8 protein-coding genes and 1 pseudogene are annotated in these 11288 nt (G+C 61.3%); 4 read left to right on the top strand and 5 right to left on the bottom strand.

The window, feature by feature from the left end:
* The 4 genes from WCA85_RS28730 to WCA85_RS28715 all read right to left on the bottom strand — a co-directional run.
* A partial coding sequence (locus WCA85_RS28730) for an NAD-glutamate dehydrogenase (RefSeq protein WP_424068259.1) occupies positions 1-4323 on the bottom strand: 4323 nt, incomplete at its 3' end.
* Between the two features lie 160 nt (positions 4324-4483).
* Complete coding sequence (locus tag WCA85_RS28725; RefSeq protein WP_424068258.1) at positions 4484-5029, bottom strand: DUF3455 domain-containing protein; 546 nt, start codon at positions 5027-5029, stop codon at positions 4484-4486.
* A gap of 150 nt (positions 5030-5179) precedes the next feature.
* Positions 5180-5956, bottom strand: coding sequence for an alpha/beta fold hydrolase (locus WCA85_RS28720; protein ID WP_424068257.1), 777 nt, complete (start codon positions 5954-5956; stop codon positions 5180-5182).
* On the bottom strand, positions 5953-6993 hold the full coding sequence (locus WCA85_RS28715) for a M14 family zinc carboxypeptidase (protein WP_424068256.1): 1041 nt from the start codon (positions 6991-6993) through the stop codon (positions 5953-5955). The genes WCA85_RS28720 and WCA85_RS28715 overlap by 4 nt, the downstream gene beginning before the upstream one ends.
* A gap of 284 nt (positions 6994-7277) precedes the next feature.
* On the opposite strand from WCA85_RS28715, the gene phnC reads away from it, so the two are divergent.
* The 4 genes and pseudogenes from phnC to WCA85_RS28695 form a co-directional block, all read left to right on the top strand.
* Positions 7278-8141, top strand: a complete 864-nt coding sequence (phnC, locus tag WCA85_RS28710) for a phosphonate ABC transporter ATP-binding protein (RefSeq protein ID WP_424068255.1) — start codon at positions 7278-7280, stop codon at positions 8139-8141.
* Positions 8142-8186: 45 nt separating this feature from the next.
* A complete protein-coding gene (gene phnD / locus WCA85_RS28705) occupies positions 8187-9152 on the top strand; it encodes a phosphonate ABC transporter substrate-binding protein (RefSeq protein WP_424068254.1) in 966 nt (321 codons plus the stop codon).
* The gene (gene phnE / locus WCA85_RS28700; RefSeq protein WP_424068253.1) at positions 9149-9973 is read left to right on the top strand and encodes a phosphonate ABC transporter, permease protein PhnE; all 825 of its coding nucleotides are present in this window, start codon (positions 9149-9151) and stop codon (positions 9971-9973) included. Before phnD ends, phnE begins: the two co-directional genes overlap by 4 nt.
* Positions 9973-10080 (top strand): annotated as a pseudogene (locus tag WCA85_RS28695) (EamA family transporter); the annotation flags it as partial. The gene phnE and the pseudogene WCA85_RS28695, both read left to right, overlap by 1 nt.
* Before the next feature lie 10 nt (positions 10081-10090).
* On the opposite strand, the gene WCA85_RS28690 reads toward WCA85_RS28695, so the two are convergent.
* Positions 10091-11288: PLP-dependent aminotransferase family protein (locus WCA85_RS28690; protein ID WP_424068252.1), on the bottom strand; the 1198-nt coding region annotated here is incomplete at its 5' end.

The raw sequence follows: 11288 nt of genomic DNA, 5'->3' as shown, positions 1-11288 counted from the left end.
TTGCGAGGCCAGGCGTTGCGCCGCATCGCGGCAACGCGCCAACAGCCCCGGTACGTCAGTCACGGCGCCCGACTGCAATTGCCGCAGGAACCACAGTGCCGCACTTTCGACGAGGCGGGCCACGTCGACGAACATGCGTGCCTGCACATCGTCGGCAACGCGATTATCGAGCGCGTCGATGCTGCGCCAGATCTGGTCCAGATCGAACACATCGCGCGCCATGATGCAGGCCCGCACGATCTCACCAGGCTGCGCGTCGGTCTCCTCCATCAACCGATGCACAAATTCACAGCCCACGCGGTTAACCAGCGCATTCGTCAGATACGTCGCGAGGATTTCACGCCGCAGCGGGTGACGCTGCATCGGTTCACTGAAGCGCTCGCGCAGCGGTTTCGGGAAATACTCGATCAGCATGTCGCTCACCAGCGGATCTTCCGGCATGCTGGAGTCGAGCAACGCATCGTATAGCCACATCTTGCTGTAGGCGAGCAGCACCGCGCGCTCAGGCGAGGTCAGTCCCTGCTTCGCCGCCAGTCGTTCCGCGATCTCTTCGTCAGTCGGCAAGAATTCGATCACACGATTCAACCGGCCCGCCCGTTCGAGCCAGCGCATGAAGCGCGTCTCCGCATCGAACAGCTCCACGCTATAACGTCCTGCAATCGAGAGCGCCTGCGTCTGATAGTAGTTGTCCTGCAGCACCAGCAGACCCACCTCATCAGTCATTTCGGCCAGTTGTGCGTTGCGCTGCTTCTCGGTCATTTCGCCGTCCGTCACCACCAGACCGAGCAGAATCTTGATGTTGACCTCATGATCAGAGCAATCGACACCGGCTGAATTATCGATGGCATCCGTATTGATCCGGCCACCGCGTAGCGCGAATTCAATGCGTCCAAGGTGCGTGAGACCGAGATTGCCGCCCTCGGCCACCACCTTGCAGCGCAGATCCGCGCCGTTCACGCGTACAGCATCATTGGCGCGATCGCCGACCTGCAAGTGTGTCTCGCGGCTCGCCTTCACATACGTGCCAATGCCACCGTTGTAGAGCAGATCCACAGGAGCCTGCAAAATGGCGCGGATCAGTTCAGTGGGCGCGAGCGCCGCCGCGCTGATACCCAGCACCGCCTGCATGGCAGCCGAGACCGGCACTGTCTTGGCGGTGCGCGGAAATATGCCGCCACCCGCAGAAATGACGGACGGATCGTAGTCCGCCCAACTGGAGCGTTCGAGCAGGAACAGTCGGCCGCGTTCGGTCAGACTTGCTGCGGTGTCTGGATTCGGATCGAGGAAGATATGCCGGTGGTCGAAGGCCGCAACCAGCCTGATATGCGGCGACAGCAGCATGCCGTTGCCGAACACGTCGCCGGACATATCGCCCACACCCACTACCGTGAAATCCATCGTCTGCGTATCGACGCCCATCTCGCGGAAATGTCGCTTCACCGACTCCCACGCGCCGCGTGCGGTGATCGCCATTTTTTTGTGGTCGTAGCCAACCGAGCCACCGGACGCAAACGCATCGTCGAGCCAGAAACCGTATTCCTGGGAGATCGCGTTCGCATAGTCGGAAAACGTCGCGGTGCCCTTATCGGCGGCGACCACCAGATACGGATCGTCGGGATCGTGACGCACCACGTCGGGCGGCGGCACGATCTCGTTGCCGGACAGGTTATCCGTCACATCGAGCAAGCCGCGCAGGAAGGTCTGATAGCAGGCAATGCCTTCGCGCATCCACGCTTCGCGATCGCTGGGCTGCGGCGGGTTCTTCACCACGAAACCACCCTTCGAACCCACCGGTACGATCACGACGTTCTTCACCATTTGCGCTTTCATCAGGCCCAGCACTTCCGTGCGGAAGTCTTCGCGCCGGTCCGACCAGCGCAGGCCGCCCCGCGCTACACGTCCACCGCGCAAATGCACCCCTTCCACGCGCGGCGAGTACACCCAGATCTCAAACATCGGCTTCGGCTCCGGCAAGCCAGGCACGCGCGCCGGATTGAATTTGAACGACAGGTAGGGCTTTGGATGTCCGTGCTGATCCAGCCGGTAGTAATTGGTCCGCTGGGTCGCGTTGATGACGCCGAGGAACTGTCGCAGAATGCGGTCCTCGTCGAGGTTCGGCACCTCGTCGAGCGCAGCGTCGATCCATTTGAGCAGGAGTTCGACCCGCGCTTCACGTGTATCACCGAGCACCGGATCGAAGCGCGCGACGAAGAGTTCGACGAGCTTGCGCGCAATCGCAGGATTGCCCGTCACGGCGCGTTCGATATACGCGTCGCTAAACGTCGAACCCACCTGGCGAAGATACTTCGCATACGCCCTCAGGATCGTCACTTCACGCGCACCGAGTTGTGCCCGCAGGACAAGCCGGTTGAAATCGTCGCTTTCGATCTCGCCGGTCCAGACCTGCTCGAAGGCATCCTCAAAGAGGTTTTTCGCGTGCTCGATGTCGAATTCCGTATCGTCCGCGAGTTCCAGCCCGAAATCGTGAATCCATGCCGGCGTCGCGTCGAGCGCTTCGATCAGATACGGCCGCTCCTCGTCGACACGCACGCCCAGATGTTCGAGCATCGGCAAGCTGCGCGAGAGTGCGATCGGCAGCCCCGCCCGGTACACCTTGAAGCGAAACGCACGCGGCCCGGATTCGATGGGCCGATACAGATTCATCGCGATGCGATCGCCGCCCTGCAGGCGTTCGATCAATTCGATGTCACGCACCGCCGTGCGTGCTGGATAGTCGTCACGATAACCCGCAGGAAACGAATCAGCGTAGTGCTGCAGCAAACGGTTGCCTTGCTCTTCGCCAAACGCATCGAGTAGCGCGTCGGCCAGATCGTCCTGCCAGCGGCGCGTTACTTGCACGAGACGCGCTTCGAGTTCGCGCGTGTCGACATCCGGCATCGCACCGGGCTCGGCATGCACGACGAAATGAATGCGAGCCAATGCAGATTCGGACAGAAGCGGCGTGAACTCCACACTGGCACCGTTGAATGCGCTCGTCAGCAACCTGGCAATGCGCCGCCGCAGATCGGTGTTGTACTTGTCGCGCGGCACGAACACCAGGCACGAAACAAAGCGGTCGAAGCGATCACGCCGTACGAAGAGTCGCGTGCGTTGATGTTCCTGAAGACGCAGCACACCGAGGGCGACGTCATAGAGCTGATCTTCTTCGGCCTGAAACAGTTCGTCCCGTGGATACGTTTCCAGCACCGTCACCAGCGATTTCGCCAGATGTCCCTTGGGCAAAAAACCCGCGCGCCGCACGATATTCGCGCATTTGCGCCGCACAATCGGAATCTCAGCGGCTGAAACCAGATACGCGGTCGACGTGTAAAGCCCAATGAAGCGCCGCTCGCCAATGGTCTTGCCGTCCGCGCTGGTCAGCTTGATGCCCACGTAATCCAGATACCCAGGCCGATGGACTGTGGCCCGCGAATTCGCTTTGGTCAGGAAGATCGGCGAGGCGCCCGTAATGATCTGCGCGGCGGCTGGCGGTAAAGGCGTGACCTCCGCTGCGCCGACCGGCCGCAACGTATCGCGCAGAATGCCGAGGCCCGACTCAGGCACCGCGCGCAGACCGAAGCCCCCGTCACGGGAAACCAGTTCGTAGTCGCGCTGGCCGAGAAACGTGAAGTGGTTATCGACCATCCATTCGAGAAAGGCACGCGCTTCGATACCTTCCACGCCCGTATCGCGCGCTTTCATGTCCTTGATCGTGGCACGCGCCATGTCGACGATTTTCGGCCAATCCTCCACCGCCGCACGCACGTCGCCTAACACTTTGGCGATATCGTCCCTGAGCGCGGTGAGTTTTGCGGCATCGCCGCATCGATCGACTTCGAAATGAATGAACGAAGTAAGTTGCGACTGGCCATCGTCCGCAGCTTCGGCACCCTGCCCTACCCGCACGATGCTGCCATCGGCGCCACGCCAGATTCGAAACACCGGATGCACGACCGAATGCAGCGCGAGGCCCAGCCCGTTGACCGCCATCGAAACCGAATCGACCAGAAACGGCATGTCGTCATTCACGATCTCTATGACCGTATGGTCCGAATGCCAGCCGTGCTGCTCAAGAATGGGGTTGTAGACCCTTAGCCGTTCGCTGCCGGGCACGAAGTGCTGGGCGGTTTGCCAATGCGCGAGCGCGGCGCCGTAGAGGTCGGCGATCGCACGGCTTTGCAGATCGTCGGCATCGACGAAATCGTAGTAATGCAGCAAAAAGGGTTCAACGATAGCGAACGCCGGTTCCGGCAATCGCTCACGCGCGAATTCGATGACATCGTTTAGCAGGTGCGCGACGGATTCTTCGTTCTTCGCTTGCATGATCTCCTCCACGACGGGCGGCAATCGACTGCATCGTCAGAATGGAATTATGCGCCCGATAATCGAAAGTCGATGTGCACCCGCACATCGACCTTGTTGCGCGGTATGCCTTCTGAATAAACGGCCGGCCTGTTCAAGGTCCGGTTAGACGCGGCTGCGTTCATTCAAGGAACAGGTATTCCGCCAGATAAGGGCTACGCCCCTCCTCGCCTTCCTGCGTACAGGGGCTGCCTGGTGCGAGGCCGCCTCGCGTATCGAGTCGCTGCACATAGCGCACTGTCGCGAGCAGGCCGGGACCGCCGGCATTGGTCGCCTGCAGCAGCAACAGCGGGATACTGTCTGACTGATCCGGATTCGGCGCCTGTTGCAGAACCTTTCCGGTGATCTTGCTGCCATCGGTGGCCTGCCATGTCGGTCCTGCACTGTGCTTCACGACCAGTTGCCCGGAAGCGTCATACAGGTCCGCGCTCGGCGCCTTGAACACCCAAGCGAGCTGTTGATTCGCATCGCGTTTGCAGACGTAGATTTGTGTGCCGCTCGCCTTGAGCGCCGCCACCACATGAGTCGTTTCAGCTGGCGTCAGCGCGGCAGACACGGCAGTTTGCGCATGGGCCGCGCTCAACGACAGCGCACTGCAAACGAGGGCAACCGATACGCCTCTAAGGACGTGCGCCAATCTGCGGCGCACAGCAAAACGTAAATCCATGCAGTTTTCTCCTGATCAATGTCGATGTCACCACTGACGGCCGCTTGATATCTGCGTATCGTGCAAGGCCCAGCGCTTACAGATCGTTTTCGCCAACGCTGCCAAAATACGCACCTCTGCTGCGACAGACGCCACTCGAAACTCTGGCTGTCAAAACGTGTTCTGTTCCGTATCAGCGACCTGCGGCAACCACTCGGCCACCGCTTCGCTTGTCCACACTGGATCGTCATGCGGCAGATCATGACCCGCCCACGGATGCTGGCGATGCGTCGCACCCCACGCCGCTGCCAGTTTCGCCGAGCACACCGGATTGACTAGCCGGTCCTGCGCGGCGGAGAGAATCAGTGTCGCGCAGCGCGGCACCACTGTCCCCGCATCGAAGCGGGCCGCCGCCCACAACTGGCGCAATGCGTTGGCGTGGCTCACGGGTGCGCTGTCGCGGATCGCCACCCAGGCAGCGAGATCACTTTCACGCTCTTCATGGTTGTTGCAGGTCAACCAATGAACTTTTGCCTCGGCCTGCTGCGAGCGACGCCAGTTTGCCGCCACGCTTAACAAACGTGGCCACGCTTGCGGACGCAGACGTTCCGGCGCACGGCTAAACGGCCGCATACTGGTGTTGATCAGCACAAGCCGTTCAATCTCGGCGGGATACTGCTGAGCCCACGCGGTCGCGACCATGCCGCCCAGCGACATCGCCAGCACACGGTAGGGGCCTGGCACACTGCTTTGCAATACCGCGAGCCGCACGGCCGTCACGACCCGCGCGACTTCGCCGGGCGCCCGCAGACTCACAAGCGCGCCGTTACCCGGCAGATCCAGTTGCAACAGACTATCCGTTTGCACCGCGTCGCGCAGAATAGCCGGAAACCGTCCCCAGTGACGGGTCTCACGCGTAAGCCCACGCAGCAGAATCCACGTGCTCATGCCGGTTTGGTCCGATACCAGTGTTCAATCGCGGTCTGCAACAGTTGCAGACGCTGGCTGCCTTGCGGTAGCCAGCGCTGCGATGCAAAAGCCGCACGGGTCAGGAAGTCGAGCAGGTTCGCGTGGCGCCGCAATACACGTGCCGTACGATGCGCCTTCACCGGATTGAACATACCCTGGCGCGAAAACAGCTGGCGCGGATTTTTCTTGATCCATAACCACGAACCCAGTTCGAGCGTCATGGGCAAAAAGACGTTTGGCGAGGGGGTGCGATCGTACGCGCAGTCCCATAGATCGCCATGCAGCAGATATTGATGGCTTTGCGGCTCAAAAGCGTAACCGTGGTGTGGATGCGCGCGTTCGAACATGGTCTTGAGCGCGTACATCTCTGGCAGATGCGGCATCAGCTTGCGCGTCCTCGCATAAGGAAACCAGATGCTGTCGCTCCAGCCATAGCCCGAGTGACAATCGAGCGCAAAGCTAAGCGGCCGCGAGGCGAGTTCCTCGTCGACCAGTCGTAACAATGCTGCGGCTTCGACCTCCATTGGCGCGCCAAGCCGCCCCCGGTACCACGGCAGCCACGCGCCGACACGTTGGCCGCCCGCGAGAGGAGGCACGCGTTCATCGGCGTCCTGTGGCGCGTTGCGCATCAGGTCGACGCCGTTCGGATTGGCTCGCGTGGCAGCCCACATGCCGCCCGGATTGCAGATGGGCATAAAGATCAGACGAATCGATTGCAGTTGCCGCATCAGCACTTCGTCCCATTCGAGTCGCGACAACAACGCCCGCATATAGTCGAGCACGAGTTGCGTGCCGATGCGCTCAAGTCCGTGGATGCCGCCAAAGAAGCCGATTGCCGGCGCCAGCGGATCATTCGAACCGATGCTCGCCGTCAGCACCGGAAAGGTCCTGCCGTGTACGTGCGCCTCGCATAAGGTGCGGACCTCGAAGCTCGCGCTGCCGGCGTCGAGAATCATCTTGAGTTCCTCGTACTCCGCAAAGGTGTCGGGGAGAAGACTGAGAGCCTTGGCCTGCATGGCGACGCCGAATGTGTTTGCAAGGTTATTGGGGACGGCACACGCGTTCTTTTCGACAATATAGCGTGTTCGCGGCGCATATTAGACGACGACATGCCTGACACGCATGATGTGTCACACGGCTGACACATCGACCCTTGACCTATGGGCTGAAGTAGCCGCGTGATTGCCGCCTAAAAGATATAGTCGTCTAGACGTTGAGATACCTTCACTCAACCGTCACAGAGGCTTCCTAGAATGTGCCACACGTTCCGGCAATTGCCGGATGCATTGACGGGGTACGCATGGAAGCAATCCGCATCGAACGCCTGAGCAAGACGTTCACTAACGGCCGCAAGGCACTCGACGAAATCGATCTGCGCGTCGCATCTGGAGAAATGGTGGCGCTGATCGGCGCCTCGGGCTCTGGCAAATCGACCTTGCTGCGGCATATCGCGGGCTTTACCGTCTCCGATCCGCAACCGTCACAAATCTCGATCCTGGGTCGGCCGATCCAGCAAAACGGCCGCCTCGTGCGAGAGGTACGGCGGATTCGCCGTGATATCGGTTTCGTGTTCCAGCAGTTCAATCTGGTAAACCGGCTTTCGGTGCAATCCAACGTCCTGATTGGCGCCCTCTCACGCCTTCCGTTATGGCGGCGCGTGACTGGCCGTTTTCCACGTGACGAACGCGCCCTCTCACTCGCCGCGCTCGGCGAAGTCGGAATCGCAGAACACGCGCAGGAACGCGCAGCAACGCTTTCCGGGGGACAACAGCAACGTGCCGCGCTGGCGCGTGCGCTGGTGCAGCGTGCGCGCATTGTGCTCGCAGACGAACCGATTGCCTCGCTCGACCCCGAATCATCGCGCCGCGTAATGGACATGCTGCGCGCGCTCAATCGCGATCACGGCCTGACGGTGCTGGTGTCGCTGCATCAGGTGGACATCGCGATGCAATACTGCGCGCGCACCGTTGCGCTGCGACGCGGCAAGATTGTCTATGACGGCCCATCCGCCGCGCTCACGCCGGTACTGCTGCAAAAACTTTACGGCGACGACGCTCGCGAATTGCTCGAAGAAACAGTAAGCAGCGCCAAGCCACCCCATGAGGATGCGCCCACGTCGCAACAACGTTACGCGTTCGCGCTCGATCCCGCGCATTCTGCCTGACACGCCGCGACGCCCTTTTTCACTTCAGCCACTGGATTGACCACCATGAAATTCCTGCGCTCACTGATCGCCGGTGCGGCGGCGTTTGCCTGCATCGCTGCCCATGCCGAAGACCTCAATCTCGGCATCATCTCGACCGATTCCTCCGCGATACTCTCGCAACGCTGGCAACCGCTGGTCGACGACATGAGCAAGCAAACCGGCCTGCACGTAAAGGCGTTTTTCGCCACGGACTACGCCGGCATCATCGAAGGCATGCGTTTTAACAAGGTGCAGGTGGCCTACCTGGGCAACGCCTCAGCGATAGAAGCCGTGGATCGCTCCAACGCCGAGGTGTTTGCCAAGGTCGTGTATGCAAATGGCGGCTCCTCCTACGAGTCGATTCTGATCACCAACGTCAACAGCCGCTTCAAGACGCTCGACGATGTCTTCAAGAATACCAAGGACGTAACGCTCGGCTTCGGCGATCCGAATTCCACCTCGGGCACGCTAATTCCTGGCTACTACCTGTTCGCCAAACACAACGCGCCGGTCAACACGTCGTTCAAGGCCGTCTTGCCGTCGAGCCACGAGGCAAACATGCTCGCCATCGTGAACAACAAGATCGACATCGCGACCACCAACACCGACACGCTCGACACGCTGAAGCGAGTGCATCCGGACAAGTTCGCCCAGGTTCGCGTGCTGTGGACTTCGGCGCCGATCGCATCGGACCCGATCGTGTGGCGCAAGGATCTGCCGCAGGCTACCAAGGATAAGGTGCGCACGTTCTTCCTGAATTACGCCAAGACCGATCCGCATGAAAAGGCTGTAATGGCGACGATCACCGGTTACGGCGGTTTTGCCGCTTCGTCCGATGCACAGTTGCTGCCGATCCGTGCGGTCGCACTGTTCCAGCAGAAGCAGAAGGTCGAGGCGGATACGCACTTGTCCGCCGACGATCGCAAGACGCAACTGGCCGCACTTGACGCGAAGCTGAGCGCGTTGAACGCCGCCACGTCGAAGCAATGAGCGCCGCCAACTACTCGAGCGCGAGTTCGACGCCCCCTGTCGGCGCGCCGGTAGCCGCCAAAACAGGCAAGCGCAGCTGGATGTCGCTGCTCGGATGGATTGCTGTGTTCGCCGTGCTCGGCTTCGGCTGGCACGGTGCTGATATGCGGCCGCTCGATCTGTTGTCGGATGGCGGCAATATGGGCCAGTTTGCCAAAGACTTTTTCCCGCCTGATTTCACCGAGTGGCGCTCGTATGTGCATGAAATGTACGTGACGTTGTCGGTGGCGGTGTGGGGAACGGTGTTGTCGCTGGTTTGTGCAGTGCCATGCGGTCTGATGTGCGCGCACAACATGGCGCCGCAATGGGTCGTGCAACCGGTACGCCGCCTGATGGACGCCTGTCGCGCCATCAACGAAATGGTGTTTGCGATGCTGTTCATCGTCGCGGTCGGGCTTGGTCCGTTCGCGGGTGTGCTGGCGTTGTGGGTACATACCACCGGCGTGCTGGCGAAACTGTTTGCCGAAGCGGTCGAAGCCATTGATCCGCGCCCCGCGGAAGGCGTGCGCGCCACGGGCGCCACGAGTCTCGACGAAATCATCTATGCGGTGCTGCCGCAAGTCTTGCCGTTGTGGATCTCGTATGCGCTCTATCGCTTCGAATCGAACGTGCGCTCGGCGATGGTGGTGGGCATGGTGGGTGCGGGCGGGATCGGCGTGGTGCTATATGAGGCCATCCGTTCGTTCGACTATGCGTCTACGGCTGCTGTGCTGATTATGGTGATCGTTGTCGTCACTGCCATCGATCTGGCCTCTTCCTGGCTGCGTGCAAAGGTGATCTGAGCGTTGGCGAAAGCGTGCCGTTCGCTCTGCTCACGGGGCTCTTTATTGCGGCCTGGTCGGTAGTGGACGGCATCGGCGCGCGTGTCGCGGGCAACGGCATGAGCTGGCCTTCAGTCTTCACGCGAACTCAGGGAGCGTCGCGTCGATCGCGTCCGCGAGCGTATTGAAGGCCGGCACGATCTCCTCATCCGGCACGCACGCGTAACCAATCAATAATCCCGACGGTGCGCGCGCCGGTTGCGCGTAATAGCCCGACAATGCCCGCACGACGATATTGCGCTCCAGCGCCGCCGCCGCGACCGCACGATCGTCGGCGCCCTCGGGCAGTTGCATCACCACGTGCAGGCCCGCGTCGCCGCCTACTGCGGGCATCGCGTCGCCATAGCGATGCAATGCGGCGTCGAGCACCGCCTGACGACGCTGCCCATACAGCGTGCGCATCTTGCGAATGTGCGACGTGAAATGCCCTTCCGCGATGAATTCCGCGAGCACGGCCTGCTGCAACAGTTGCCCTTCGCGGTACAGCTCAGCACTGGCGGTGGCAAAACTCTCGGCCAACCCCTCGGGCACGACGAGATAGCCGATCCGCAAACCCGGAAACAGCGTCTTGCCGAAGCTGCCTACATAGATCACCTGACCTGCCGTATCGAGTCCTTGCAGCGACGCCAACGGACGGCTGCCATAACGAAACTCGCTGTCGTAGTCATCCTCAATGATCCAGCATTGATGCTGGCGCGCATATTCGAGCAGCATGCGCCGACGCGCGAGACTCATCACCATGCCGAGCGGGTACTGGTGCGAGGGCGTTACCAGCATCAGCTTCGGAGGATGGGCGAGATCATCGGTAGAGGGGTTGATGCCCTCGGCATCCACCGCGATGGGACGCGACTCCAGACCCGACACGTGCAGCACACTTCGCACTCCCCAATAGCAGGGGTCTTCGGTCCAGATGACGTCGCCCGGATCCGACAGCAAACGCACGGCCAGATCCACCGATTGATGAATCCCCGTGGTGATGATGATCTGCTCCGGCGTGCAGCGCACCGAGCGCGACGTGCGCAGATAGTCCGCCAACGCGTGTCGCAGCAGCGCGAGGCCACCACCGGGCGCGTAAGTCAGCAGATCGGGCCGCAAGCGGCGCCAGTACTTGTTATGCAGGCGGCTCCAGACACGCGCCGGAAACTTCGAGACGTCCGGCACGCCAGGCATAAAGGCGCCCCACTGCCGCTTGGACACCCCAGCCCCGGCGATGAGTCGCGAGCCGCGATTCGATAGCGCCCGTCCCGCGGAAAGCGGCAGCGGCTGCGGCTGCGGC

Source organism: Paraburkholderia sp., from assembly GCF_049581445.1.
In the GTDB taxonomy this organism is placed as follows: Bacteria; Pseudomonadota; Gammaproteobacteria; order Burkholderiales; family Burkholderiaceae; genus Paraburkholderia.
Note: the sequence above shows the minus strand (reverse complement) of the source record. Positions and strands in the feature narration are given on the sequence as shown.

Coding starts and splice junctions, on each gene's coding strand:
- WCA85_RS28725 (WP_424068258.1), bottom strand. CDS start 5,029: ATGGATTTACGTTTTGCTGTGCGCCGCAGATTGGCGCACGTCCTTAGA.
- WCA85_RS28720 (WP_424068257.1), bottom strand. CDS start 5,956: ATGAGCACGTGGATTCTGCTGCGTGGGCTTACGCGTGAGACCCGTCAC.
- WCA85_RS28715 (WP_424068256.1), bottom strand. CDS start 6,993: ATGCAGGCCAAGGCTCTCAGTCTTCTCCCCGACACCTTTGCGGAGTAC.
- phnC (WP_424068255.1), top strand. CDS start 7,278: ATGGAAGCAATCCGCATCGAACGCCTGAGCAAGACGTTCACTAACGGC.
- phnD (WP_424068254.1), top strand. CDS start 8,187: ATGAAATTCCTGCGCTCACTGATCGCCGGTGCGGCGGCGTTTGCCTGC.
- phnE (WP_424068253.1), top strand. CDS start 9,149: ATGAGCGCCGCCAACTACTCGAGCGCGAGTTCGACGCCCCCTGTCGGC.